At 53.9% G+C, this 25933-nt stretch carries 23 protein-coding genes; 21 read left to right on the top strand and 2 right to left on the bottom strand.

What is annotated here, in order from left to right:
* The first annotated feature begins 98 nt into the window (after nt 1–98).
* The 6 genes from BN3277_RS17050 (at nt 99) to BN3277_RS17025 (ending at nt 7601) form a co-directional block, all read left to right on the top strand.
* Nucleotides 99–2228, top strand: a complete 2130-nt coding sequence (locus BN3277_RS17050) for a chemotaxis protein CheA (RefSeq protein WP_059044607.1) — start codon at nt 99–101, stop codon at nt 2226–2228.
* Between the two features lie 24 nt (nt 2229–2252).
* The gene (locus BN3277_RS17045) at nt 2253–2747 is read left to right on the top strand and encodes a chemotaxis protein CheW (RefSeq protein WP_059044605.1); all 495 of its coding nucleotides are present in this window, start codon (nt 2253–2255) and stop codon (nt 2745–2747) included.
* Between the two features lie 20 nt (nt 2748–2767).
* Nucleotides 2768–4588, top strand: a complete 1821-nt coding sequence (locus BN3277_RS17040; protein ID WP_059044915.1) for a methyl-accepting chemotaxis protein — start codon at nt 2768–2770, stop codon at nt 4586–4588.
* Between the two features lie 3 nt (nt 4589–4591).
* A complete protein-coding gene (locus BN3277_RS17035; RefSeq protein ID WP_059044603.1) occupies nt 4592–5407 on the top strand; it encodes a CheR family methyltransferase in 816 nt (271 codons plus the stop codon).
* A 24-nt stretch (nt 5408–5431) separates the two neighbouring features.
* Nucleotides 5432–6487 carry a protein-glutamate methylesterase/protein-glutamine glutaminase gene (locus BN3277_RS17030; RefSeq protein WP_059044601.1) on the top strand — a complete coding sequence of 352 codons (1056 nt, stop codon included), beginning with the start codon at nt 5432–5434 and terminating at the stop codon, nt 6485–6487.
* A 157-nt stretch (nt 6488–6644) separates the two neighbouring features.
* A complete protein-coding gene (locus BN3277_RS17025) occupies nt 6645–7601 on the top strand; it encodes a 3'-5' exoribonuclease YhaM family protein (RefSeq protein WP_059044596.1) in 957 nt (318 codons plus the stop codon).
* 22 nt (nt 7602–7623) lie between these two features.
* On the opposite strand, the gene BN3277_RS17020 is transcribed toward BN3277_RS17025, so the two are convergent.
* Nucleotides 7624–8469: a M15 family metallopeptidase gene (locus BN3277_RS17020; RefSeq protein WP_157688728.1), complete on the bottom strand. Its 846-nt coding sequence runs from the start codon at nt 8467–8469 to the stop codon at nt 7624–7626.
* Between the two features lie 116 nt (nt 8470–8585).
* On the opposite strand from BN3277_RS17020, the gene BN3277_RS17015 reads away from it, so the two are divergent.
* The 9 genes from BN3277_RS17015 (at nt 8586) to BN3277_RS16980 (ending at nt 20884) form a co-directional block, all read left to right on the top strand.
* The gene (locus BN3277_RS17015) at nt 8586–9461 is read left to right on the top strand and encodes an ROK family protein (RefSeq protein WP_059044594.1); all 876 of its coding nucleotides are present in this window, start codon (nt 8586–8588) and stop codon (nt 9459–9461) included.
* Between the two features lie 120 nt (nt 9462–9581).
* Nucleotides 9582–10766, top strand: a complete 1185-nt coding sequence (locus BN3277_RS17010; RefSeq protein WP_059044591.1) for a GntR family transcriptional regulator — start codon at nt 9582–9584, stop codon at nt 10764–10766.
* Between the two features lie 629 nt (nt 10767–11395).
* A complete protein-coding gene (locus tag BN3277_RS17005; RefSeq protein ID WP_059044588.1) occupies nt 11396–12721 on the top strand; it encodes an ABC transporter substrate-binding protein in 1326 nt (441 codons plus the stop codon).
* Nucleotides 12722–12748: 27 nt separating this feature from the next.
* Entirely contained in the window at nt 12749–13636 is an 888-nt protein-coding gene (locus tag BN3277_RS17000; RefSeq protein ID WP_059044586.1) for a carbohydrate ABC transporter permease, read from the top strand.
* Nucleotides 13633–14559 carry a carbohydrate ABC transporter permease gene (locus tag BN3277_RS16995; RefSeq protein WP_089153359.1) on the top strand — a complete coding sequence of 309 codons (927 nt, stop codon included), beginning with the start codon at nt 13633–13635 and terminating at the stop codon, nt 14557–14559. The genes BN3277_RS17000 and BN3277_RS16995 overlap by 4 nt, the downstream gene beginning before the upstream one ends.
* A gap of 19 nt (nt 14560–14578) precedes the next feature.
* On the top strand, nt 14579–15700 hold the full coding sequence (locus BN3277_RS25815) for a glycoside hydrolase family 76 protein (RefSeq protein ID WP_232436444.1): 1122 nt from the start codon (nt 14579–14581) through the stop codon (nt 15698–15700).
* Nucleotides 15700–16770, top strand: a complete 1071-nt coding sequence (locus tag BN3277_RS25810) for a glycoside hydrolase family 76 protein (RefSeq protein ID WP_316244812.1) — start codon at nt 15700–15702, stop codon at nt 16768–16770. Before BN3277_RS25815 ends, BN3277_RS25810 begins: the two co-directional genes overlap by 1 nt.
* 54 nt (nt 16771–16824) lie before the next feature.
* Nucleotides 16825–18093: a glycoside hydrolase family 125 protein gene (locus tag BN3277_RS16985; RefSeq protein WP_059044584.1), complete on the top strand. Its 1269-nt coding sequence runs from the start codon at nt 16825–16827 to the stop codon at nt 18091–18093.
* A 46-nt stretch (nt 18094–18139) separates the two neighbouring features.
* Nucleotides 18140–20884 (top strand): carbohydrate-binding protein, encoded by a 2745-nt coding sequence (locus tag BN3277_RS16980; RefSeq protein ID WP_059044581.1) that lies wholly within the window; start codon nt 18140–18142, stop codon nt 20882–20884.
* Nucleotides 20885–20965: 81 nt separating this feature from the next.
* On the opposite strand, the gene BN3277_RS16975 is transcribed toward BN3277_RS16980, so the two are convergent.
* Nucleotides 20966–21307 (bottom strand): cupin domain-containing protein, encoded by a 342-nt coding sequence (locus BN3277_RS16975; RefSeq protein WP_059044580.1) that lies wholly within the window; start codon nt 21305–21307, stop codon nt 20966–20968.
* Between the two features lie 253 nt (nt 21308–21560).
* Here BN3277_RS16975 and BN3277_RS16970 point away from each other — a divergent pair, with 253 nt between their 5' ends.
* The 6 genes from BN3277_RS16970 to BN3277_RS16945 all read left to right on the top strand — a co-directional run bounded on the left by BN3277_RS16970 (nt 21561) and on the right by BN3277_RS16945 (nt 25930).
* A complete protein-coding gene (locus tag BN3277_RS16970) occupies nt 21561–21734 on the top strand; it encodes a hypothetical protein (RefSeq protein ID WP_157688727.1) in 174 nt (57 codons plus the stop codon).
* Between the two features lie 209 nt (nt 21735–21943).
* Nucleotides 21944–22324, top strand: a complete 381-nt coding sequence (locus BN3277_RS16965; RefSeq protein ID WP_187380086.1) for a Na-translocating system protein MpsC family protein — start codon at nt 21944–21946, stop codon at nt 22322–22324.
* 122 nt (nt 22325–22446) lie between these two features.
* Entirely contained in the window at nt 22447–23229 is a 783-nt protein-coding gene (locus BN3277_RS16960; RefSeq protein ID WP_059044573.1) for an ABC transporter ATP-binding protein, read from the top strand.
* A gap of 120 nt (nt 23230–23349) precedes the next feature.
* Nucleotides 23350–24171: an ABC transporter permease gene (locus BN3277_RS16955; RefSeq protein ID WP_392396638.1), complete on the top strand. Its 822-nt coding sequence runs from the start codon at nt 23350–23352 to the stop codon at nt 24169–24171.
* A gap of 56 nt (nt 24172–24227) precedes the next feature.
* Nucleotides 24228–25262 (top strand): ABC transporter substrate-binding protein, encoded by a 1035-nt coding sequence (locus BN3277_RS16950; RefSeq protein WP_059044572.1) that lies wholly within the window; start codon nt 24228–24230, stop codon nt 25260–25262.
* 20 nt (nt 25263–25282) lie between these two features.
* Nucleotides 25283–25930 carry a cysteine hydrolase family protein gene (locus BN3277_RS16945; RefSeq protein ID WP_059044570.1) on the top strand — a complete coding sequence of 216 codons (648 nt, stop codon included), beginning with the start codon at nt 25283–25285 and terminating at the stop codon, nt 25928–25930.
* Nucleotides 25931–25933 lie beyond the last annotated feature (3 nt).

The following is a 25933-nucleotide window of genomic DNA, read 5'->3' as shown; positions in this document are numbered from 1 at the left end:
AAAAGGCAGTGTTATCGAGAAAGGGTTTTTTTATTCAATGAATTTTGTCGAATATTAAACAATTTTGTCGAACTTTGAAGTAACAGGGAGATTATGTCATGGCAGAATTCGGTACCTCAGATCCCTTGTTGGAGATCTATCTTCACGAAAACTCACAGCTGCTGGAACAACTAGAGCAGTGTATTTTGGAATGCGAGCAAGCGAATGCGTTTTCCTCCGCCGCGATTGACGTCATTTTCCGTATTATGCATACGATTAAAGGTTCATCAACGATGATGAACTTTGACGATATTGCGGCCTTATCCCATGTTATTGAGGATTTATTTGCCTTTATCCGCGAACATCAACCCCGATTAACCGATTATTCCACGTTATCCGATTTGGTGCTCCAAGGGGGCGATTTTATCAAGCTTGAGCTTTATAAGATCAGGCAAGGTGATGCGCCCGACGGCGACAGCTCGCCGCTGAAGATCAGCATCCACCGTTACTTGGAGGAGCTTAAGCACCGGCATGCCGGCCAGCAGGACCGTACTGCCCCCGATGAGGACGCCAGCGGTGACCCTCTGGACGAGAGCGCTCGCTCCATCGCGCAAGGCGCCCATTTGCAGGCGATTCTCTTCTTCGACGACGATTACAATATGGAAAATGTACGGGCATTCCAGGTGGTTCATAGCCTGAAGGAGCTAACGGAGGACTTCAACTGCTGGCCGGAAGACATTGAAAACAACCCGGACACCGCTGGAATGATCAAGGATCAGGGGTTTCAGCTGTTTTTCCGCAATGGAGAAAGCGCCGAAACGATCAGCGCGATTCTGTCGCAAGCGCCTTGTCTCAAGCAGCTGGAGATCAGGGAACTGACGCTACCTGAGGTGGAAATCGCTTCCCCGCCCGCGGTAACGTCGACGACGGTGGCAGAGAACTCTAAGGATTCAAATTCTGTTGCAGATGCATCGCTTGCCACGGTTCAGCCGGCTGCAGCCCAACCCAATGTCCCTTCGCATCCGCCGCAGGAAACACCAGCTCTAGCCAAACCGTCCGCTTCCTCGACGGGAGCGCAGCAATCCAGCTTTATCAGCGTTAATCTGGCCAAGCTGGATGAGCTGATGGACTTGGTCGGGGAGTTGGTCATCGCCGAGTCGATGGTTACGCAAAACCCGGAATTAGCGGGACTGGAGCTGGAACAGTTTCGGAAGGCAGCAAGGCAACTGCGGAAGATCACCGGGGAAATTCAGGATAAGGTCATGTCTATCCGTATGGTACCGCTGGTGAATACGTTCCAGAAAATGCACCGCATTGTGCGCGATATGTGCAAGAAGCAGGAAAAGCTGGTTCGGCTTCAACTGATCGGCGAGGATACGGAAGTGGACAAGAACATTATCGAGCAAATTTCGGATCCGATCATGCACCTGGTGCGCAATGCGATCGACCATGGCATCGAAGCCCCGGGGGAGCGGTCGAGTGCCGGGAAGAACGAGACGGCAACGCTAACGCTCGAGGCCAAAAATGTCGGCGGGGAGGTGTTGATCCTCGTTCGCGACGACGGCCGCGGCTTAAACCGGGAGAAAATCCTGCAGCGCGCCCGGGAGCGTAATTTGCTTTTCCGAGACGAAGCGGAAATGAGCGATCGTGATATCTATAACCTGATTTTCCTGCCGGGATTCTCGACCAAAGAGGTCATTACCGAATTTAGCGGTCGAGGCGTTGGCATGGATGTTGTGCTGCGGAATATCGAAAGTGTGGGAGGAAGTGTATCCGTCGACAGCGCCGCAGGCGAGGGAACAACGATTACGATCCGTATCCCGTTGACGTTGGCGATCATCGATGGCATGAATGTCAAGGTCGGGCCGTCCCGGTATACGATCCCAACCACGGCAATCAAGGAATCGTTCCGGGCGGATCGAGGCAGTGTGGTCGTGGACCCCGACGGAAACGAAATGGTGATGGTGCGGGGACAATGTTACGCCGTGCTGCGCCTATACGAACGATTTAAAGTGATGACCCCGATTACGGCCATGGAGGAAGGGATTCTCATCATGGTGGAGCAGGACGATCAGACGTTCTGCATCTTTGCCGACGAATTGCTGGGTCAGCAGCAGGTCGTTGTGAAGAGCCTGCCGTCCTATATCCGCAAAATCCGGAATATCCAAGGCTTGGCAGGCTGTACGATGCTTGGGGATGGCAGCATCAGCCTCATCCTCGACGTAGGTGGACTTGCCCTTACATCTTAGAACAGCAAAGGAGAGAAGCGAGTCATGACAGACCAGAACACACAGCTGCAGACAGAGCCAAGTGATGATACCCAAACGGGAAAGTTCCTCACGTTTCTGATCGGAACTGATGTATACGGCATCGAAATCCGGTATGTCACCGAGATTATCGGAATTCAAGCGATTACGGAGGTGCCGGAGCTGCCGGAGCATATTCGCGGAATTATTAATTTGCGCGGTAAAATCATTCCGGTGATGGATGTGAGGTTGCGTTTTAAAAAGCCTTTTCGCGAATATAACGACCGGACCTGCATCGTTGTCGTGGAATTAAGCGAGGTCTCGATCGGTTTGATCGTCGACAGCGTGTCCGAGGTTGTACAAATCGCTGAGGAGGACATCGTCCCGCCGCCGGATATCAAATCGGGGAACCCGCAGGGATTTATTAAGGGAGTCGGAAAGGTAGGAGGAGAAATCAAGCTGCTGCTGGACGGCGACAAGCTGCTTCAGCATGAGGAAGCGGAGCATTTAAGTCATCTATGAATACTAACGGGGGAATCTACATGCTGAAGAAGTTGACGATCAAAACGCGGTTAGTTCTATCTTTTTCTATCTTGGTCCTTGCGCTGGTGGGGCTTGGCCTGTACTCGATCAATTCTGTAAACAAGGTAAACCTGCAATCCACACTGATCAGCGATGAATGGCTGCCGGCCATGGACGCGGCACATACGTTAAATACGTTAACGTCCAATTATCGAGTTTCCGAGCTTCGTTATGTCATGGCGGGAGAGAATGCGGACCAGTTAGCGCAGATGAAGGAGCGCCTTGGAGAGGAAGGGCAATTGATAGAGCAGCAGATCGCGAATTATGAAACCATGCTGCAAGGGGAAGAAGATAAGGGGCTATTCGAGAATTTTAAGCTGGAATGGAGCGATTACCTGAATACCGGCGAACAGGTCCGCAGCCTGGTCTCTCAGCATGAAACAGATAAAGCGATGGATTTGATAGCTGGTGATTCGAGAACCCAATTTGATGAGGCATCGGATACAATCTTAAATCTTGTCAAGTTCAATCAGACAAATGCGGAAAGAGAAAGCAATGAAGGTGATGCGTTGTACAGCAGCACTTTCGTCGTCCTGATCACCATCATTATCGTCATGGCGTTGGTGGCCGTAGGGTTGGCGATTTTGATTGTTCTGAGCATCATCAGACCCATCGGCAAGCTGTCACAGGCCGCCGAGGCTCTGGCGCTGGGCGATGTGAACGTCAGCGTAGAAACGAATAGTCAAGACGAGATCGGCAAGCTGATGCAAGTCTTCTCCCGAATGATCGCGAGCATCCGCGACCAAGCGCGCGTTGTGGAACAGGTAGCCAACGGCGATTTGACCGTTCAGGTGAAGGTGAGATCCGAGCGCGACCTGATGGGGATCAAGCTGCAGGAGATGGTGGATCGGAACAACGAGATCCTGGCCAGCATCAATACGGCTGCAGATCAGGTCGCTTCCGGTTCGAAGCAGGTTTCCGATTCCAGCATCGCATTGTCTCAAGGCGCCACCGAACAAGCGAGTTCCGTTGAGGAGCTCACCGCCTCGCTGGAAGAGATCTCCACCCAGACGAAGCTAAACGCACAGAATGCCAATGAAGCAAATAAGCTGGCTGCGGATTCCAAACAAAGCGCACTGCAGGGGAATGAGCAGATGAAAGATATGCTAGGCGCGATGCGCGAGATTAATGAGGCCTCCAGCAGCATTTCCAAGATCATTAAAGTCATTGATGAAATCGCATTTCAAACGAATATCCTGGCGCTGAATGCTGCGGTGGAAGCTGCGCGCGCCGGGCAGCACGGTAAGGGCTTTGCTGTTGTCGCTGAGGAGGTGCGCAATCTAGCTGCCCGGTCGGCGAATGCCGCCAAGGAGACGACCGACATGATCGAGGGTTCGATCAACAAGGTCCAGGATGGCACACGTATCGCCGATCAAACGGCCGAAGCGTTGAAGTCCATCGTAGGTGATATCGAACGGGTGGCTGGGTTGGTCGGCGATATTGCCATGGCTTCCACCGAACAGGCCGCCGCGATCACGCAGATTAATCAAGGGATCTCGCAGGTATCTCAAGTAATTCAGACGAACTCGGCTACCTCGGAGGAAAGCGCGGCTGCCAGCGAGGAATTGTCGAGCCAAGCTGGACTGCTGAAGCAGCAGGTGGCTCGGTTTAAATTGAAGCGCAGCCATTATACCGAATATACCGGCAGGGAGGAAATGAATCCCGAAGTGCTGCGTGTTTTGGAACAGATGAATGAACCCCGTAAATCCGAGGTTGCCAGCGCCAGCGGAACCGGAGCTCCGAAAATTTTGCTCAGCGACTCGGAATTCGGAAAGTATTAAGTTATGATTGTTATTACGAATGAGGAGTTTCGGCAGCTGTCCGAATATATTCGCCAACATTACGGAATTCATCTGAAGGAAGAGAAGCGCGCGCTAGTCATGGGCAGGCTGCAGCAGGTTCTTGTCAGCCGACAATTCTCGAGCTTTAAGGAATATTATCAGTACGTCGTTTCGGACCGTACCGGGGAAGCCGTCATGACCTTGGTGGACAAAATCACAACCAACCATACGTTCTTCATGCGGGAGTTTGATCATTTCGAGTATTTCCGCGACCGCGTCCTGCCGTATTTGGAAGCGGTGGTCAAGGACCGGGATTTGCGGATTTGGAGCGCCGGTTGCTCCTCGGGCGAGGAGCCGTATACGCTGGCGATGCTGCTGGACGAATATTTTGGCGCAAGCAAACCGTTATGGGATGCCAAGGTGCTGGCAACGGATATCTCTGCGGAAATATTGGCCAAGGCGCAGCGAGGGGAATATGGGGCCGACGACATCTCGGCATTGCCCCCTTCTTGGCGAATGAAGTATTTGAATGCCCGGGACCGCGAGCATTTCACCGTTAACGATAAGCTCAAACGGGAAGTGATCTTCCGCAAATTTAATCTGATGGAGCCGACGTTTCCGTTTAGGCGCAAGTTTCACGTTATTTTCTGCCGGAACGTAATGATCTATTTTGATAATCCGACGAAGGAAGCGCTGGTGGACAAGTTCTACAAGCATTTGGAACCCGGAGGGTATTTGTTCATCGGCCATTCCGAATCACTGCATCGGGAAACGACGCCGTTTAAGTATATCAAGCCGGCGATTTACCGGAAGGAATAACAAGGATACCAAGGGGAGGGTGCCATGGGGGACAATCGTAAATTGCGCGTGCTGATCGTCGATGATTCCATGATGTACCGTGAGGTATTGGCTTTAGGGTTGTCCTCGGACCCGGCCATCGAGGTTGTAGGTAAGGCGGTGGATCCGTTTGATGCCCGGGATCAAATTTTGCGGGTTCATCCGGACGTGATGATCTGCGATGTGGAGATGCCGAAGATGAACGGCATCGAATTTCTCCGCCGTCTGCTTCCGCAATACCCGCTGCCTGTCATCGTGGTGAGTACGATCAGCCATGCTGTTTTCGACGCCATGGAGGCGGGCGCTGTCGAGTTTGCCTGCAAGCCGGATCCCAGGTCACCTAAGAGCGTTGAAGGGTTTATCCTCGATTTGATCGATAAGGTAAAAATGGCAGCCAAGACCAACGTGTTGCCCCGCCGTAATCCAAGCGAATCCAAGGGTGGGGGGCTCCCAGTACCGGAGCGCCCCTTTGGCGCCGGCCGGGTGGTCGCCATCGGCGCATCCACCGGAGGGACCGAGGCCATCTCTTATTTGTTGAACCGGCTGCCTTCGTCATTTCCCGGAATCGTGATCGTCCAGCACATTCCGCCGGTTTTCTCCCGGATGTTCGCGGACCGTTTAAATCAGAGCACGGGCTTTACCGTAAAAGAAGCCGCTACCGGCGACATGGTGGAGCCGGGGAAAGTGTTGATCGCTCCGGGAGACCGGCATATGCGGTTGCGCAAGGTGGACGGCCGCTACCGGGTCGACTGCTTTGAAGGCGACAAGATCAATGGCCATTGCCCGTCGATTGACGTCTTATTCGAATCGGCCGCTCGGGAATGCGGTCCGCGGGCTGTTGGCGTCATTTTGACCGGCATGGGTTATGACGGAGCCAAAGGCTTGTTGGCGATGCGACGCAAAGGGGCACGGACGCTGGGGCAAAACGAGTCCTCCTCGGTGGTATATGGAATGCCTAAAGTGGCTTACGAATTGGGCGCGGTGGAGAAGCAGGTCTCGCTGGAGCTGCTGCCGCGGGCATTAAGCTCCCTGCTGCAAGAGGAATCGAAACGGGAATCGTAATTTCCCGGGAAAAGAAGGACGCCAACTCCGTGATGATCGCGGGGGGGGGGGCGTCCTTTTTTTGCCAAGATGGCTTGTCAGCGGCGAAAAGGCGCTGAGGTTTTGGCGCTCCCATAGTATAATGGGTCTATCTATCTTGGGTTTGGAGGAATTTTGGGTGACGCAAATTAATCAATTAAGAAATCAAGATGAGTTCGTTGGCTTTTATTTGCTGAAGGAGCTGGAGGTAAAACAGACCAACGCCAATCCGCCAAAGGATTATTTGGATATCGTCCTGTGCGATGCAACCGGGGAAATGCCGGCGAAATTTTGGGATGCCTCATCAACCGACAAGGAGACCTTTTTTCCAATGGGGTTGGTGAAAGTGCGGGGGATCGTACAGACTTATCGGGAGAAGCTGCAGGTAAAGGTGATGCAGATTCGGCCGGCCAACCCGGAAGATGGCGTGAGGCTGACCGATTTTATCCGTTCCGCTCCGATTTCATCGGAAGCGTTGATTCATACGATTCAGGGCGTCATTACCGATATTGCCGATGAGGAGATCCAGGCGATCGTCCGATATTGCGTTAGCAAGGTGGAGGAGAAGCTGTCCCATTATCCTGCGGCGAAAACGCATCACCATGCTTATTTCGGCGGATTGGCCTACCATATGGTGCGGATGCTGGAAATCGGCGATTTTCTGTGCGGGCAGCGTGCGTTTTTGAACCCGGACCTGTTGAAGGCGGGGATTATTCTGCACGATATCGCCAAGCCGGAAGAAATGGTGGCCGAGCTAGGCATCGTGTCCGAATACAGTACGCCGGGCAAGCTGTTGGGACATATCTCGATGGCGTCGCAGTGGGTGACCGAGGCGGCGATTCGTCTTGGCATTGCGCTGGATTCGCCGAAAGTGCTCGGGCTGCAGCATTTGGTGTTGTCCCACCACAACTTGGGGGAATGGGGCAGCCCGGTGCAGCCGCAGACGCCGGAAGCCGTCGCCCTGCACCATATCGACGCGCTGGACGCCAAGCTGCAGATGGTGGAGGACGCGCTGGCTACGACGCCGGAGTCCGAAGCGTGGACACCGCTGATTCGGGGACTGGAGAACAAGGCGATTTACCGGTTGAAGTGGTAAGCTGCAGCCTAATGACGGAAGGCTATTCTACATCAAAATCGAAATAGGTAGACGGGTAAGGTTCGTTTTTTAGCGTATAATGCCACCATTCTTTGCTATAAGGCTTGAAGCCTTGCTTGACCATCGCCGTTTTGAGGATATAGCGAGCTGCGCGCTGCGACTTGGTGAGTCCCTTCGCACCATGCGCGGAAATCGGGCCAAGGAAATCCACCCGGCTGCCCATATCGACCTCTTCGCCGGTCTTTTTATATACAAGAGTCAGGTCCACTGTACTGCCCCGGGAATGGCCGGATTTGGAGGACAAGTAGCCTTGTTTGAACAAGTTCTTCTTCTCCACGTCGGGATAGAAGCGTTCTTTCATCTCGGTATCCAGCGGGTCCTTGGACCAGCGGGCGAAATGATTCACCGCCTTCTGCGGACGATAGGCGTCGATGATTTTTAGGCGGTAGCCTTGGCTTTCTAGGTCGTCGTTGGCCTTTTTCAAAGCGCGGGCCGCTCGTAGGGTCAGGATAGCGAACGGTCCGTTGTATCCGTCGATTCGCTCCCCGATGAAGTTATCGCCGGTATAATAGCGGAGATCGTAAACGGCGTTCGGGATCACCTCGTCTAGGTATACGAAGCCTTTCCCTTTAGGGAGTTGATGTTTCTTGGTGATTTCCGCGGCTTTGGAGGAGACGGCCGATGATTCGGTTGGCTTGGCGGGCTGGGAGGCGGCAGCGGTATCCCCCGTGTTGGTTGCGCTCACGCAGGTCATTAAGAGCAAGGCGGCTAGGGTGAACATGCGGATCTTGCGCGCTGACCGGGACAAGTTGTAACCAGCCTTGGCTGTTGGGTGGTGGGCTTGTTTGCTTTTAAGGAAAGGTAACATGATCATGCTCCTTACACGGATAAAATGATAGATAGGATGCAGTGTTTGAATTCTATGGCTCATTCTATGATTATAGGATTATAGCATACCCCGGACATTCGAAGGAGGAGATTTAGATGCGGATCGGTGCGATTGAAGCGGGTGGGACGAAGTTTGTCTGCGGCGTTGGAAATGAGTACGGTGTGATCGAGGACAGTGTCAGCTTCCCAACGGAGCTGCCGGAACCAACGCTGGAACGGGTAATCGCCTATTTCAGCGATAAAAAGGTGGAGGCGATCGGCGTGGGTTCATTTGGCCCGCTTGATTTAAATCGTGGCAGTGCCACTTACGGTTACGTCACGACTACCCCGAAGCCGGGGTGGAACGGGTATGATGTGCTCGGCAAGCTAAAATCGAAATGGGATGTTCCCTATGGTTGGGATACGGACGTGAACGCCGCCGCCTTGGGTGAAGCGAAGTGGGGCGCGGCCCAGGGGCTGGACAGCTGCGTGTATTATACGGTCGGGACCGGCATCGGCGTGGGGGTACTGTCGGAAGGTAAGCTCGTGCACGGGTTAATCCATCCGGAGGGGGGGCACGTGCTGCCGCGGCGGCATCCGGATGACGACTTCCCCGGCTTATGCCCTTATCATGGCGACTGCTTGGAGGGCATGGCCGCGGGGCCAAGCCTCGAAGCGCGCTGGAAGGTGAAGGGACAGGAGCTGGAGCCGGATCATCCAGCTTGGTCCATCGAAGCCTACTATTTGGCGCAGGCGGTGACCGGGGCGATCCTGATGCTCTCGCCGCAAAAGGTGATCATGGGCGGCGGCGTGATGCAGCAGCCGCAGCTGTTCCCGTTGATTCGTGAGGAGGTTCGCCGGAATCTGGCTGGTTATGTGAACGCGCCGGCGATCTTAAGCGGTATCGAGGATTACATTGTCCCCCCGGGCTTGGGCAGCCGGGCGGGGTTGTGCGGCGCGCTTGCGCTGGGTTTGGAGGCCTTGACGAACTGAAACTGACTAGGGGACTCCACGTTTTGGGAACCTTTTCAAACAGGGTTCGACAAACGGGATATATCATGATATATTATAATATATATCGTGTCCTTTTGTGGGGAACGTGGGAGGAACGTCATGAGTGAAAGCACCTCGTCAAAACCGATGTACGAGAAAATTTTTGATGATGTGAAACGGCAAATCCTGGACCAAAGCTATAAGCCGGGGGATCGGATCCCTTCGGAGAAGGAGCTGGCCGAGGAATATCAAGTGAGCCGGATTACGAGCAAACGAGCGCTCGAAATGCTCGCCGCCGAGCACATCATCGTGCGAAAACCGGGGCGCGGCTCGTTTGTCGCCGATCCGGAGACCGATGGGGCCAGCGCGGCGGAGCATGACCGGCTGGACGGGAGCTACGGCAGAAACGGAGCGGATCGGGAAGCCGCCGGGAAGCTGATTGGCGTCGTACTGACAGATTTCGCCGGCAGCTATGGAACCCGGCTGATTTACGGGATGGAGGATGCGGCGCGGGAACAGGACTGCTTTCTCGTCCTGAAGCGGACGTTTGGCATCCAGGAGAACGAGGAAGCGACCATTCGCAAGCTGTTGCAGCTGGGGGTGGACGGTTTAATCGTTTTCCCGGCGCAAGGGGAGTATTTTAATGCGGAAATTTTGAAAATGGTGATCGAACGCTTTCCGCTGGTATTGATTGACCGGGAGCTGAAGGGTGTAGCGGCGGCTTCCATCAGCACCGACAATGTGAAGGCGGCGCAGGAGGCGGCGGAGTATTTGTTTGATCTTGGGCACGCGCATATTTCGTTATTGTCCCCGCCGCCGATTGATACGTCGGCCGTTGAGGAGCGGATCGAAGGATTCGTGCAGGCGCATGCCGGGCGCGGGATCGCCGCGGAGCGTGAGCTATGGATCAGCGACCTGACCTCCACGCTGCCGAACTCCTTCTACGACGAGAACATCGAACGCGACATTAACAAGATTATGCTTCATTTGCAGGCGCATCCATCGATCACGGCGTTTTTTGCTATCGAATATAACATTGCGCTGTTGGCCAAAGCTGCGGTGACGCGGCTCGGGCTTCGCATTCCCGAAGATATCTCCATTATTTGCTTCGACAGCCCGCAGTTCCGCATCGGCGAGGGCTACGCCTTCACGCATATGCGCCAAAGCGAGGAAGATATGGGTAAGCTGGCCGTGGAGAACGTGCTGGCCTTGCTGGAGAACCAGCCGGTGGCGAACAAAATCAAGCTGCCCGCCGCGCTTGTTCCGGGGGAATCCACCGGACCCGCAAGGGCGGAGCGCAAGTAGGGCATGATTCGATGAGGTGCACGATTGCACGTGAGTCGCTGGCTGGCGCAAGCGCCAGATCGGGCTTGAATTGCAGCCTCTGGCGGAGCCAATTGTTGCCCCCATATGGATGTCGAAGATCAGCTGCAAAAGTGCAGTTGATCTTCGGCATTTTTCCTTTTTACGGGCCTTGGAATGTAAAAGTACATCTAATTATGGACGATTTGGCCGAAATGGGCGATTTCAACCGAAATGAACTGCACTTTTACAGTTGAATGCCCCTGTCAGCCCCCTTTTACCAGAAATGAACTGTACTTTTACATTTGAGCCACCTTGTCAGTACAATCCGCAACATACCAACTGTACTTTTACATTTAAGCCCTGCGTTAGCACATTCCGCATCAACAAGAACTGTACTTCACCATTGGGCGGATCAAAGTGGGTATGAATCGATTCGGCTGAGCAAGTCCCCCGTCCAGAGGGTTTTTTGCAGCATTCGAAAGCAAGAGGGGGAGCTTGGTATGTGTTTCATATACCAACAACCCTGACCCTTTTCCCTATTGACATAATGATATGATGCCAATATACTATGCTTATTGAAAACGCTTTAATTGCTATGTTATTCGAAATGAAAAGGGGAGGTTTACGAAATGAAAAAGTGGATGCTTGTGATGCTGGTGACCGTCTTGTTTGGTGCAATGCTGGCTGCTTGTGGAGGAGGCGGTAACAGCGGCAACGCTGGAAACGGCGGCGGCAGCGGCAGTGGTAATGGTGGTGACGGCGGGGATAGCGGCAACACCAAGAAAGTGAAGTTGACGTTCTGGGGCGACTGGGGCGGCGAAGGGCAAAAGCAATTCGAGACGATGGTTGATGCCTTTAACAAGTCGCAGGACAAGATTGAAGTGAAATACGTGCTCCAGCAGGATATGGTCACGAAGTTTCTGACGGCTGCAACGAGCGGCGGGGCGCCGGACATTTTGTTCTGGGACCGCTGGAGAACGTCGTTGTACGCTCCAAAAAACGTACTTCGCCCGATTGATGACTATATGGAGCGCGACGGGGTGAACAAAGCGGACTTTTTCGAGGAGTCCTTAAAGGAACTGACTAATAACGATAAATTGTACGGCCTGCCGTTGACAGTGGATGCCCGCGCGTTGTTCTACAACAAGAAGATGTTTGCGGATGCAGGGCTGGAGGCGCCAACGACGTGGGAGGAATTGGAGCAGGCGGCCAAGACGTTGACGAAATGGAACGGCAGCAAGCTGGAAACCTCCGGTTTCTCCATGGCTGATGCGGGTCTGTTTAATATGTATCTGCAGCAGGCTGGCGGGCAAATGCTTGGCGAGGACGGTAAAACCAACTTCAACAACGCGCAGGGCAAACAGGTTCTGGAGTTTTGGCAGCGCTTGCTGAACGAGGACAAAGTGTATAAGGTTGGCTTCGAACAAGGGCTTGGCGAAGGTACCGACGCGTTTGTTACGGGTAAAGTGGCTATGCTGTACACCGGACCTTGGATGATGAGCACATACAACAAATACGGCAAGGATCTGGATTACGGCATCGTACCGCCGCCAGCAGGTCCAAATGGGGATAAAGGCAGTGTGATGGGCGGCTTCGGGCTTGTCATCCCGCAAGGCTCCAAGCACCCGGATGAGGCGTGGGAGTTCATCAAATGGTGGACGGCGAACAAGGACAACGCTTTGCTGTGGGCGAAAACAAGCTTGAACCTGCCGGGCTTTAAGCCGGCGCTGGGAGACCCGTTCTTCACCGAAGATCCATTGTGGAAGCCGTTTACAGAGACATTGGAATTTGCGAAAACGCGTCCGACGCATCCGGGATACTCCGTCATGGAGGAGAACGCATTAATTCCCAATCTGCAGTTGCTGCTTCAGAACAAGCAATCGATTGACGATACGCTGAAAAAAGCCCAAGAGCAAGGTGACAAGCTGCTTGAGGAAAATGCGGTCGTGAAATAATACCGGCCTCTGAAAGGGGAGCGAAGAATGGCATCCGTCAATAAGCTCGAACGGCATCAGGCCCGTATGGCCTATCTGTTCATTACACCAACCATGCTGTTGTTTGCCGTATTCATGGTCATCCCCGTCGTGATGGCCCTATACCTCAGCTTCACCAACTATGATGTGCTGAGCAGCAACGATTGGGTGGGGCTGGACAATTACCGGCGCCTGATCGGCGATACTCTACTCTGGCAGACTTTCATCAACGTGTTCTATTATGCGATTGTTTTTGTACCGCTGAATTTATTGATATCCTTGCTGTTTGCGATGCTGCTTAACAAAAAGATCCGCGGGGTTAAGCTGTTCCGCACGTTTTACTACCTGCCGACCTTGACCTCGGCCGTCGCTGCGGCCACGGTATGGATCTGGATGCTGCATCCCGAATACGGGTTGATCAACGGGCTGCTCGCCTACTTTGGCATCACCGGCCCGGCTTGGGTCTCGCAGACGGAGACGGCGATGCTGTCGATCATCGTGATGACGCTTTGGCAGTCGGTTGGCTCCAACATGATTATCTATTTGGCCGGCCTTCAAGGCGTTCCGGACTATCTGTATGAAACGGCCCGTTTGGACGGAGCGTCGCGGTTCGCCTGCTTCCGCTATATCACTTGGCCGCAGCTTCGCCCAACGACGTTCCTCGTCAGCGTCATGTCCATCATTGGGGCCTTGCAGCTGTTTGACCAGGCGTTTGTCCTGACGCAGGGCGGGCCGGCGAACGTCACCAAAACCCCGGTTTACCTGATCTACCAGCAGGGCTTTAATCAGCTGCAGATGGGGTATGCCTCGGCGCAGGCATTTGTGCTGGCGATGGCGATCCTCGTCTTCTCGCTGGTCAGCATGAAAATCACCAAAGCGGAGGAGCCGATCGTATGACAAATCCAGAGACGATAAAAACGGGCATCGGTACCCGGCGTCCACAAATCGGTGTACCTATGCAGAAGCGATTGGCGAATGTACTGTTTTATACGGTTGGCGGTATCATTGCGGTTATTATGTTTTTGCCCTTTTATTGGAGCGTGATGACCTCATTTAAACATGACGATGACATGTTCACCTTACCGATCAAATGGTTTACGACGAACCTGACGTTCGAGCATTACTATAACGCGTTTACGACGGTGCCTTTTGGACTTTATTTTTGGAATTCCTTTATCCTGGCGGCGGCGGGGGTGTTGTGCAATCTGTTCTTCGGTTCGCTGAGCGGTTATGCGTTTGCCAAGTTGAAATTCCGCATGAACCAGCCGTTCTTCCGCATCCTGCTCGTCTCCATGATGGTGCCGGGGATCGTGACGATGATCCCTAGTGTCTACGTGCTGCGCCATATCCCGCTCTTCGGCGGCAACGACTTGTTTGGCAGCGGGGGACACGGCCTGATGAACTCATTTTGGGGGATTATTTTGCCGGGGGCTTCCGGGACGTTTGCGGTATTTTTCATGCGACAGTTCTTTCTGACTTTGCCGAATGACATGATGGAGACGGCTCGGATTGAGGGCTGCGGTGAATTCAAAATCTTCTGGCGCATTTATCTGCCGCTGACCAAACCGGCGCTGGCCACACTTGGCATCTTTACGTTCCAAGCCGGCTGGAACGGCTTCCTGTGGCCGATGATCGTCCTGAACGATCCGGCAAAAGCGACGATTCAGATGGGGCTGCAAGCTTTTTCGTACAATTACCAGACGGACTATGGGCCGATGATGGCGGGGGCGCTGGTGGCGATTCTGCCGATCCTGCTGTTGTTCCTGCTGCTGCAGCGGTATTTTATCCAGGGGATCGCGTTTAGTGGAATCAAGGGATAGGACAGAGGGGAGAGATCATATGAAGACCACCATGAAGGAAACCAAAGTCCGCAAGCAACGGGCCGACTTGGCTCAGACCGCGTTGGACGAATTATACTGGAACGAAAAGACTCGGATGTACGATATTCAAACGCCTTGCGAAAATGGGGCATGCAACGAGATTTTTCATTACTGGTGGATGGCGCATGCGGTGGATGTGCTGGTTGACGGCCTGCGGCGCACGGGGGACCAGCGGTATGCCCAGCGGCTAGAAGCGCTGTACGACGGCTTGCTTCATCGCAACGGCGGCGCTTGGCCCAATGAGCTGTATGACGATATGGAATGGATGGCCCTCGCCTGGCTGCGCGCCTATCAGGCCACCGGTAAACCGCGCTACAAGGCGGCCTCCCAACTGCTGTGGCAGGACATCCAAACCGGGTGGAACGAGCACATGGGCGGCGGGATTGCCTGGCAGAAAACGCAGCTGGACTATAAAAACACCCCGGCGAACGCCCCTGCTGTCATCTTGGCGGCCCGGTTGTATCAAGCCTTTGGTCATCCGGAGGATTGGGCTTGGGCGCAGCGAATTTATGAGTGGCAGGCGGCGAACCTCGTCGACCCGACCACTGGGCTGGTGTGGGACGGCATGAACCGCACCGGGGACGGGACGATCGACAAGGATTGGCGGTTCACTTACTGCCAAGGCGTCTTTATCGGAGCATCGGTGGAGATGTACCGGGTCAGCGGCGATACGGCCTACTTGGCGGCGGCGCTTCGTACGTTTCGCGTCGTCGTTCAGGAGTTTACCTCCAGCGAAACCGGCTTGCTGCCGGAGGAAGGGGATGGCGATGCCGGACTGTTCAAAGGCATCCTGATTCGCTACTTGGTGCAGTTGGCGCAAGCGGCTCCGGACCATCCGGAAGTTGCCGAGTACGTCGCCCTTCAGGCGGAACGCGCCTGGAGCCGACAGGCTACCAATTCGCAGCAACCGAGGTTCGGCACGGATTGGAGTCGTCGTCCCGCACCCGAGGCAACCGTGTCACTTAGCTCGTACCTGAGCGGTGTGATGCTGTTGGAGGCGGCGGCAGCGCTTGAGCCCGAGGCGGAAGAGGCTGCTGCGGGGCGAACGCCGGATGCTGCACCCCAGCAGGAGACGCCGTGATGGACCGCCGCGAGCTAAGCTGGGCCCAACTGGCGGATCGCATGCACCGTGAGCTGTTCGCCTGCTACGGGAATGAGCGGACCGGCATCCTCGACCAGTGGTATCCGCGCACTGCGGGCCGGGCCGGCGAAAACTTCTACTACTGGTGGCAAGCTCACGTCCTCGACGTACTGGTGGATGCCTATGAGCGGACCGGCGACCCGGCGCTGCCGGATCAGATGCGGCAGTTCTGCCGAAGTTTGGAGCGCTGTAACGGCGGGACGTTGACGCATAATTATTACGATGACATGGAATGGACGGCGCTCGCGTTGCTGCGGGCTTACCGGGCGACCGGTGAGGCGTGGTATGTGGAGAAGGTCCAAGAGCTGTGGGCGGATATCCAAACCGCTTGGAATGAGCATTGCGGCGGGGGAATGGCGTGGAAGAAGGATCAGCTCGATTACAAAAATACCCCGGCTAATGCACCCGCAGCGATCCTGGCCGCCCGTCTCTACGGCTTGTTTGGCCGGCCAGACGATCTCGCTTGGGCCAAACGGATTTACGATTGGAACAAAGCGCATCTGGTCGACCCGGCGACGGGTTTTGTCTGGGACGGCATGAATCGCACCGGGGACGGGACGATCGACAAGGACTGGAGATTTACTTATTGCCAGGGGGTCTTTATCGGCGCGGGGGTTGAATTATACTTCTACACCGGCGATTCAGCCTATCTGGAGGATGCCAGAAGAACCGCTGCCGCCTGCTTCGAAGAGCTGTGCGAGCCTGGCACCTTCCTGCTTCCCGAGGAGGGAATCGACGATACCGGGTTGTTCAAAGGGATTCTGATCCGCTACCTTGTCCGTCTCCTGGAGGTGGATCCGGCGTGCCCGCACGTGCAGGCGGTCATTCTCGCTAATGCGGAGACGCTCCGATCCGACGGGCTGCTGGAGAACCCTTTCTTGTGCGGACCTTCCTGGAAAGAGCCGCCGACCTTGCCGGTCCAGCTCAGCGTCCAGTTGAGCGGTTTGATGCTGCTGGAAGCAGCGGCGCGGCTAGCAACGGCACGAGAAAGTGAAGCTGCAGCACCGTAAGAGGCGCCAACGAACGACCACAACGACTACTAGACAACACGGAGGAGATTATCCATGACTGTGCAACTAAACCAAGCCGACATCATCGCCCTGGTTGAGGCGAAAATGAAGCATCGCCCAAAAATCGTAGAGATGTTTAAGCGGTGTTACGAAAATACATTAGAAACAACGATTCATCGCCATGAGGACGGGACGGTATTTATGCTGACCGGTGACATTCCGGCCATGTGGCTGCGCGATTCTGTGAACCAGCTCCGGCCGTATCTGATCCCGGCGGCGCAGGATGCCGGCTTGCGCGAGATTATCGAAGGTGTGCTGAGGACGCAATGCCAATCGATCCTTCGGGATCCGTATGCCAACGCGTTTAACGAATTCGAGAATTTCCGCGGCCATCAGTCGGATTTAACCGAGATGTCCGGCTGGATTTGGGAGCGCAAATACGAGGTGGATTCGTTATGTTATCCCGTGCAACTGGCGTATCTCTACTGGAAAAACACCGGGGAAACCCGCCACTTCACGCAGGAGTTCAAGCAAGCGGCTGAATTGATCCTGCAAACGTGGCGGACCGAGCAGCGGCATGAGGAACTTTCAAAGTACACGTTCGTCCGGGAAAACAGCGGGGAAACGGATCGCCTCCCGGGACCGGGGGGATATACAGGCATGACCTGGTCCGGCTTCCGTCCCAGCGATGATGCATGCAAATACGGCTATCTCGTTCCGTCGAACCTTTTTGCCATCGTGGTCTTGGGATATTTGCTGGAGATCAATGAGCAGTTTTACGGCGATGACGCTTTTGCTGGTGAGGTGCGTTCGCTGCGAGAGGACATTCGACAGGGGATTGAAAAATACGCCATCATTGAGGACGCGGAGTTTGGAAAGGTGTACGCCTATGAGGTTGACGGGCTTGGCGGCGTAAATCTGATGGACGATGCCAACGTACCTAGCCTGTTGTCGCTGCCTTATCTCGATTACTGCAGCAAAGACGATCCGATCTATCTGAACACACGCCGGATGATTCTGAGTCGCCGCAATCCTTACTACTATGAGGGAGCTTATGCCAAAGGTATCGGAAGCCCGCACACCCCGCCGGAATATATTTGGCACATCGCCTTATCCATCCAAGGGATCACTGCGCGGGAGGAATCGGAAAAGCTGGAGATTCTGGACATGTTCGAGCGGACGGATGCCGGAACAAACTTGGTACATGAAGGGTTCCATAAGGATAACCCGGCGGAATATACGCGGGAATGGTTCTCTTGGTCCAACGCGATGTACGTTGAATTTGTTCTGAGTTTATGCGGTCTGGAAATTGCCATGCGCTAGATCTCGGTACGGAAGGAATTCATTATCGGAAAATGGAGGGTTTGCCGTGAAACGGAATCTGGAGAAAGGCATCTTGTCGAAGTTCGTTGCGCTTACGTTGACGATGGTACTCTCGATCTCGCTGCTGACCGGGGCAAAGGCATCGGAGGCTCAAGCGGCCAGCTTCAGCTCTGCGGATGCGGACGCCGCAATCCGGGCGTTTAACGCGAAGTTCTGGGATCCGCAGGCCAAGTTTTTCTGGGCCGATTCCAATCGCGGCTCCAACTACCAAGGCTTCTGGGTGGAGGCCGAGCTGTGGGAACTGGTCATGGACGCTTATCTTCGCACCTCGGACCGGGAACTCAAGGCGCAGCTACGCGCTCAGATCGACGATATTTTTGATGGGGCCGTTCTCAAATATGGGGAGGATTGGACGAACAATCCGTTTAACGACGACATCATGTGGTGGGCGATGGCCAGTGCCAGAGCTTATCAAATCACCGGGGAAACCCGGTATCTGGACAAAGCGAAATATTACTTCGATTTCGTCTACGATACCCAGTGGGATGACGAGTTTGCAGGCGGTGGTATCTGGTGGTTGAACAGCGAGCATGTCACGAAGAACGCCTGCATCAACTTCCCGGCTGCCGAAGCGGCGGTGTTCCTGTACGAGATTACGGATGACCCGCATTATCTGGAGGCGGCGACCCGGATTTATCGTTGGGGCAAAACGATGCTGACGGACGGAAACGGCAAGGTGTTCGACCGGATCGAGCCGGATCGCGGACCCGTGCCGGATGCCACGCATTATAATCAAGGTACGTTTATCGGCGCAGCCGTGGGGCTTCATCGTGTGACAGGCGACAAGGTCTATCTGGAGGATGCGATCAAGGCCGCCCAATTTACGATGGCCCATCAGACGGAACCCAACGGATTGCTCGGTTATGAAGGCCCGCACGGGGACCTGAAAGGCGGAAAAACGATTCTGCTGCGCAATTTAGCTTATCTGCAGGAAACGGTGGACGGCAGCAATTCCAAGGCGCATCGGGACTTTGAGCGGAAGTTCGACGATTGGCTTGCTTTTAACGCGGCGATGGCCTGGAGTCATCGGAACGCAGAGGGGATCGTTGACGGCAACTGGATCGGACAGTTGTTGTCCGGTACGTATGAATCCTGGTCCGCCTCCAGCGCGGTTCAGGCCGTGACGGTCGTGCAGCCGAAGCGGGCGGTTCCGGTGTATCCGATGAAGCCGGCCTATCAACGGATCGAAGCGGAAAAATACAACATCGGCCAAGGCTTTGGGCTGGAGGGCAGCGCGGAAGGCACTTTGCAGCTGGGCGGAATCCAGCATGGACATACCGCCGTTTACAAGAACGTGGATTTTGGGTCGAAGGGAGCTGTTGGCTTTATCGCCCGGACTGCCAGCGCAACATCCGGCGGTATGATCGAAATCCGGCTGGACGCTGGGGACGGACCGACGATTGGGACCGTTCGGGTCGAAGGCACGGGCAGCTGGAACCAATTCATCGATGCGGTTGCCTCGCTCAAGGATGAACAGGGTCAGCCAGTGACCGTAACCGGCAAGCATGATGTGTACCTCACTTTCGTCAAAGCGAACGATGACTATCTGTTTAACTTGAACTGGTTCCGGTTTACGGAGAACGATCCGACGAGAACCGATGCCTACGCCAAACGGAAGGCCGGTGATTTCGACGCCAGCTCCGGCGTGAGCCGAAACAGCGAATTCGGCTTCCTAGAGGGGATTACGAACGGCGCATACGTTCGGTATGAGGGCATCGATTTCGGTAGCGGTGCGGCCGGGATCACGGCGCATGTGGCGAGCGGGAACCGCGGTGGGACGATTGAAGTGAAGCTGGACAACTTGAACGGGCCTACCGTTGGGACCCTGGAGATTCCCGCTGCAGGCGACGGGTCGACGTGGATCGATGTGATGTCCACAATCGATGATACAGTAGCAAAGGGTGTTCATGACGTCTACCTGGTGTTCTATGGCACGGACGGCAGCGACTATCCGTGTAATCTCGACTGGTTCAACTTTACGACCGTCAAAGGCTGGGCTCAAGACGCTTACGGCAAAGTAGAAGCGGAGAGTTATACCCTTGGATCAGGCTTTGGCACGGAGCAGGGCGGCGGACAGACGTATCTCGCCGGGATGTACGGCCCGAACCAGCCTTATGCGATGTACAACTGCATTGACTTTGGCGATGGCGGCGCAACAGAGTTCCATGTGAATGCGGCTAGCGATACCGACGGAGGGACGATTGAAGTGCGGCTGGACAGCGCAAGCGGCCCCGTGATTGCGGAGGCGAAGGTCACTGGAACCGGGGGCTGGCAAGAATTTAAGGTGTTCTCGGCGGAGGTCACCGCCCCGGTTCGCGGCAAACATATCGTATTCCTGAGCTTTAAAGGCTCGGATTGGCTGTTTAACCTGGATAAGTTCACATTCGGGGATCCGGCCGTATTTACGGCACCGCCTGTGAACCCCGAGCCGCCTCGCGATCATACGCCTCCGGGAGAGGTTGAGCATGTGCGCGCGGTGAGAGAAAGCGGACAGATTCGGTTCACTTGGGACGGTCCGTACGATGTGGACGGGGTGAAGGTTCAGATCCGTCTGCTGAAGAACAAGAAGCAAATCGGCAATACGTTGGAAGTGGTGCGTGGGGTGCAAACCGCGGTGCTGCCGGAGGTGAAAAACCCGAATGGGTACACGGTCCAATTCAAAGCCGTTGACGCTTCCGGTAACCTCACTAAGGGGTATTCCATTTCGCTGGGAGATCTCATTGCGAAGTAAATAAACCAACAAAGCGAAGGGGCGCCTAAGCTATCTACAAGATAGCCGGGCGCCCCTTGGCATGTGCAGGATGTTTTCGACCTATATGTTCTGTGCGTATTCCGGTGCAGGAACTTTGGTGAGCATGACATACAGACTGGCCGGCTCGATTCCGTCATTGCGGTAGGAGAAGGCTTCGGCTCCTTCCAGATGCAGCACTTCGCCTTGTGCCAGCGGCGAGGCCGTACCGTCCACCGTGATGGACCCGCTGCCTTGCAGGGCCAAAATGAACACGTCCGTATTTGGATGCGTATGGGTTGGCAGCTCTTGCCCCGGCATAAAGTTCAGCACAAAGACGACGCTTTCCCCTTTCTTAAAGGCGATGCGTTTGGTGAATTTCTCGGTTTGGTAGTCCTGGAGCGCAGTGATTGCAAGCTTTTCCATGAGATCTGTTCCTCCTTGGCCGGCCGCAAAGACCGGATGATTGTATAGGGTTTCTGTTCATCGTCGTTGGAATGATGTCTTCCTGTTCTTTATGGTAACATCAAGCCGCTGACCTATTCTTGATCTAAATCAAGACGACACAAAAAATGTCCCTATTTCAAAACTCCAGGAAATGGTCACTACTGCAAAATGAAGTAAATTGAAGAAAGGTGAATGGATGTTTTTTGAAAATGTGGTGAAAGGAGTAACGCTCGTGAAACGTTATCCGGGGATGGATCAAGAAGTGGTCATGATGGAGATGAAAAGGCTTAAACAGAAAGCCGACCGGCTGCTTGCCATGTCGATCCGGCTGAATCAACCCAGCTTGGCGGACGAGGCGGAGCGGTTATACCAGCAAATCGACAGGTTGGCTCTGCTCACCGGTTGATTGTGGACACGTTGAATCCTAAGCCATAAATCAAATTATGCTAACATGTTAAATAACATCACATCATTATAGGTGGATGTTATTTTTTTTGACGTAAATGTATTGACAATACCAGCTAATCGCCTATAATTAATCACAAGAATCATAGTTTCACCCATCACACCCAAGGGTATGGTAGAATACCTAACATAAAATAGGGGGGTGTGGATATGGCCATCCCAACGGCAGGCGAATGGAAGCAGGACATTTTGAGGATTTACAACGCGATAAATAAGCAAATCTTTAACGTGGGTGTAAAACAGCAAAAAGTGGATTTCGTCGGCAATAAAATCGTGATTTTTTCTTTGAATGGGCGTGTGCCGATCTTAAAGCTATTGGATGAGGATTATCCTCAGTCCACAAGACAGCTGGATTACTTATTGTTTCAGGTGTTCAAGCGGGAGATTAAGGCAGCTCTCGAACGGCAATTTCAACTGAATATCGTCGCCGTACTCAAAGATTACGATGCAGAGACCGAATTATCCGGTACGATCGTCGTCTTGGATCGCGACGTGGAGCAATATCTGAAGGAGTCGTCGGAACTTCGCTAACCGAAAGAGCCGGCCAATCGTCAGTTTGGACTCGCAGCGCCATCGTTAGGATGCGCTATGGGTTTTGACTGGCGATTTTTTTATAACCAAATATGAAAATTCAAAGAGTGGAGGAGTGGAACATGCAACCCAAAATCGAGATTAACGGAGTCAGTAAATGGTTTCGCCGGAACGGCAGGGATATTCCTGCCATGCAAGAAACGAGCCTGAAAATCGAAGCGGGGCGGTTTGTCAGCATCATTGGCCCCAGCGGTTGCGGCAAGTCTACGTTGTTCAACATCATTGCCGGACTCATTCCACCCTCGACCGGTGAAGTGCTTGCGGACGGGGAGAACATTGTTGGGAAGACGGGATATGTTGGTTACATGCTGCAAAAAGATATGTTGCTGCCCTGGCGGACGATTCTGGAGAATATCATTCTGGGTATGGAAATCCGGGGCATCCCAAGAAAGGAAGCGGTGGATCGAGCCTTACCCCTGATGGAGAAGTACGGACTCAAGGGTTTTGACAAGCATTATCCCAAGGAATTGTCGGGAGGCATGCGGCAGCGGGCTGCGCTGCTGAGAACGCTGCTTTACGACCGCGACATCATTTTACTGGACGAGCCATTTGGCGCGCTGGATGCACAGACCCGACTTACGATGCAAAATTGGCTGTTGCAAATTTGGACCGACTTTGGAAAAACGGTGTTGTTCGTCACCCATGACATTGATGAAGCGATTTATTTGTCTGACGATATTTATGTCTTCTCTTCACGGCCGGGCCGGGTCAAAACGAAAATCACGGTCACGATGGAACGCCCGCGCAAAACGGAAGATATGACATCCCCGGACTTTATGGAACTGAAACATCTCTTGCTTGACCAGTTATCGGCGGGACATGCGGAGGAAGAACTCGCGCTTTGACCGTTTGGATAAAAAAACACAATCTAGGAGGGGTGAAGCGTGGAAGAAACTGTGCGGAAATCGACCTTTGTGATCCATTCTCTGTCCACGGATGCGGCGGTACCGGTTGCTGAGAAAAAGCTGAAGACAGCGTCAGCATCAAATTCAGCACCACTTATTTATGATGAGGAGGCGGCAGAGCGGAAGAAAGCGCGCAGAATCGGCTGGGGAAGGTTGGCCGTAGCCGTCCTGCTATTCATCGTCTGGGAGGTGTTTACCCGGATCGGCTGGCTGGATCCCTATTATTGGAGCAGCCCGAGCGCGATTTGGCAAACAACTTGGCTGCAATTGTCAGAAGGCGGCTTGCTGGGGGATATCGCCTATACGTCAGGCTCAACCGTACTTGGTTTTGTGTTCGGCACGTTATGCGGAGCTATGCTAGGCCTGTCCTTCTGGTGGTCACGGAGTTATGCAGGTATCAGCGAACCTTATCTGATCATATTGAATGCGATGCCTAAACTAGCTCTTGCGCCTGTACTCGTCATTTTGCTGGGGATCGGCTTCTTCTCCAAAGTGGCGCTGGCTTTCTCCATGACGATTGTCGTATCGGCTTTGTCCGCCTACAGCGGGGTGAAGAGCGTAGATCCGGACATGGAGAAGTTGATGTATTCGCTGGGGGCTAAACGCTGGCAGGTATTTACCAAAGTCGTTATTCCATGGTCGATGCCCTGGATCATCAGCAGCTTGCGTATCAATATTGCTCTGGCGCTTGCCGGGGCTATCGTCGGCGAGTTCATCGCCTCCAGCCAAGGCGTCGGACGAATGATCATGTATGCGGGGACGATTCTTGACATCAATCTCGTATGGGTAGGCGTGGTGGTATTATCTGTGCTCTCCATGGCTATGTATTGGGGGGTTGTCCTATTGGAAAAAGGGCTATCCAAAGGTTTGGGCGTCAAATAGCCCAAGAAATGGGTCCGTCCACCGGAATCAGAAATCGTTCATGAGGGGGAAGTCGAATGAAAAAGAGCAGAATGTTACCGTTACTATTGGGATTGGCTTTGACTGGCAGCTTACTCGCGGGATGCGGGGGGAAAAGCGAGCCAACCGCGGAAGCGGCGGAAGGGAGCACCGAGCTCAAAAAAATCGTGATCGCCGAACCGGTTCACTCTACGGGATACCTTCCGCTCTATTTGGCTCAACGGGAGGGTTACTTTAAGAAACGGGGACTGGATGTGGAAGTGATTCAGGCTGCCGGCGGAGCGCATGTCACGGCGGTGGTTAGCGGCGACGCATGGGGAGTTATCGGCGGGACGGAATCCAATGCGCTGGCGAACAAGAAAAATTCCGACCCGATCGTCTCGATCGTCAATGTCGTTAACCGAGCTAACGTATATCTGGTAGCCAAGAAAGGGCTGGCCCCGGCCGGTGATTCGGAGGCGGATTTGAAAGAATTTTTCATGGGGAAAAAGATCAACGCTGGACGTCATGGCGGTACTCCCAATTTGCTGATCCGTTATTTGTTGATCTACTTGGGACTGGACCCGGAGAAAGATGTCACTCTGCTAGAGCCAGCTGATGCCTCGACGGTTGTGACGATGGTACAGCAGGGAGCAGCTGATATCGGCAATGGGGCCGAGCCGCAAATTAGCGACGGGATCTCTAAGGACGTATGGGGGGAGCCATTTTATAAGTTCCATGATTTTGGCGATTTCTCTTACTCCGTGCTCAGCGTTAAACAGTCTACAATTGAAAAAGATCCGGAAACGGTGCAACTGTTCACCGATGCCATTATTGAGGCGCTTAAGGTTGTTCAAGAGGACAAGGAGCTGGCGATGCAAAACATGAAAGCCGAGTTCCCAACGTTATCTGATGATGCGATTCAAGCCTCCCTAGACCGCGCTTATGCAGACAACCTATGGAGTCCGGACGGGTTCATTACGGAAGCCGCCGTGAAACAGGACATGGACGTGCTGATCAAAACCGGGATTTTTACGGGCGAATACGCTTATGATCAGTTGGTCGACATGCAGTTCGTCAATTCATCCAACTAAGGAAGGTAAGGTGAAACGAAGTGAATCTAGATCAAAAGCTGATTAATAGCCGAGCGGCTATCGTGGTGGTGGATGTGCAGAATGATTACTGTCACCCGGAGGGCGCTTTAGCCCAGGCGGGGAATGACGTGGGGGCTGTCGCCGGGATGATGCCGAATTTACATCACCTGCTGGCGGCGGCCAGAGAATTCGAAGTGCCGGTTATTTTTATCCAGACCTTTCATGAAGAAGCAACGGATTCCGAAGCTTGGAGAGAACGATCTAATGGAAAATCGATGGCGGTATGCCGGACGGGCACCTGGGGGGCGGATTTCTACGAAGTTGCGCCTGAGCCGGATGAGGTAGTTGTTAACAAACACCGATACAGCGCCTTTGTAAATACAAGGCTCGATTCAGTTCTGCGGAGCCTGAAGATCGAAACGCTGATTATGACCGGCGTCAGCACCAATGTGTGCGTGGAATCGACGGCCCGGGACGGATTTATGCTGGATTATCACATTGTGCTGCTTCGCGATGCCTGCGCCTCTTATTCGAATCAGGCTCATGAAATGACGATGAAAAATATCGAAGGATATTTCGGTGAAGTCACGGACACCCGGCAAGTCATTTCCTTGTGGGAACGGGCTTGGAAGGCAACCGCGAACCCGATAACGATGACGCAAGTGTAAAGC

The organism is Paenibacillus rubinfantis (assembly GCF_001486505.1).
GTDB lineage: Bacteria > Bacillota > Bacilli > Paenibacillales > Paenibacillaceae > Fontibacillus > Fontibacillus rubinfantis.
Note: the sequence above shows the minus strand (reverse complement) of the source record. Positions and strands in the feature narration are given on the sequence as shown.

Bases quoted from the DNA above. Each gene is read 5' to 3' on its own strand.
- BN3277_RS16985 (WP_059044584.1), top strand. From the start codon at position 16,825: ATGACTGTGCAACTAAACCAAGCCGACATCATCGCCCTGGTTGAGGCG.
- BN3277_RS17045 (WP_059044605.1), top strand. From the start codon at position 2,253: ATGACAGACCAGAACACACAGCTGCAGACAGAGCCAAGTGATGATACC.
- BN3277_RS17050 (WP_059044607.1), top strand. From the start codon at position 99: ATGGCAGAATTCGGTACCTCAGATCCCTTGTTGGAGATCTATCTTCAC.
- BN3277_RS17035 (WP_059044603.1), top strand. From the start codon at position 4,592: ATGATTGTTATTACGAATGAGGAGTTTCGGCAGCTGTCCGAATATATT.
- BN3277_RS16995 (WP_089153359.1), top strand. From the start codon at position 13,633: ATGACAAATCCAGAGACGATAAAAACGGGCATCGGTACCCGGCGTCCA.
- BN3277_RS16965 (WP_187380086.1), top strand. From the start codon at position 21,944: ATGGCCATCCCAACGGCAGGCGAATGGAAGCAGGACATTTTGAGGATT.
- BN3277_RS17030 (WP_059044601.1), top strand. From the start codon at position 5,432: ATGGGGGACAATCGTAAATTGCGCGTGCTGATCGTCGATGATTCCATG.
- BN3277_RS16950 (WP_059044572.1), top strand. From the start codon at position 24,228: ATGAAAAAGAGCAGAATGTTACCGTTACTATTGGGATTGGCTTTGACT.
- BN3277_RS17020 (WP_157688728.1), bottom strand. From the start codon at position 8,469: ATGTTACCTTTCCTTAAAAGCAAACAAGCCCACCACCCAACAGCCAAG.
- BN3277_RS17040 (WP_059044915.1), top strand. From the start codon at position 2,768: ATGCTGAAGAAGTTGACGATCAAAACGCGGTTAGTTCTATCTTTTTCT.
- BN3277_RS17015 (WP_059044594.1), top strand. From the start codon at position 8,586: ATGCGGATCGGTGCGATTGAAGCGGGTGGGACGAAGTTTGTCTGCGGC.
- BN3277_RS17005 (WP_059044588.1), top strand. From the start codon at position 11,396: ATGAAAAAGTGGATGCTTGTGATGCTGGTGACCGTCTTGTTTGGTGCA.
- BN3277_RS16960 (WP_059044573.1), top strand. From the start codon at position 22,447: ATGCAACCCAAAATCGAGATTAACGGAGTCAGTAAATGGTTTCGCCGG.
- BN3277_RS17000 (WP_059044586.1), top strand. From the start codon at position 12,749: ATGGCATCCGTCAATAAGCTCGAACGGCATCAGGCCCGTATGGCCTAT.
- BN3277_RS16975 (WP_059044580.1), bottom strand. From the start codon at position 21,307: ATGGAAAAGCTTGCAATCACTGCGCTCCAGGACTACCAAACCGAGAAA.
- BN3277_RS17010 (WP_059044591.1), top strand. From the start codon at position 9,582: ATGAGTGAAAGCACCTCGTCAAAACCGATGTACGAGAAAATTTTTGAT.
- BN3277_RS25815 (WP_232436444.1), top strand. From the start codon at position 14,579: ATGAAGACCACCATGAAGGAAACCAAAGTCCGCAAGCAACGGGCCGAC.
- BN3277_RS25810 (WP_316244812.1), top strand. From the start codon at position 15,700: ATGGACCGCCGCGAGCTAAGCTGGGCCCAACTGGCGGATCGCATGCAC.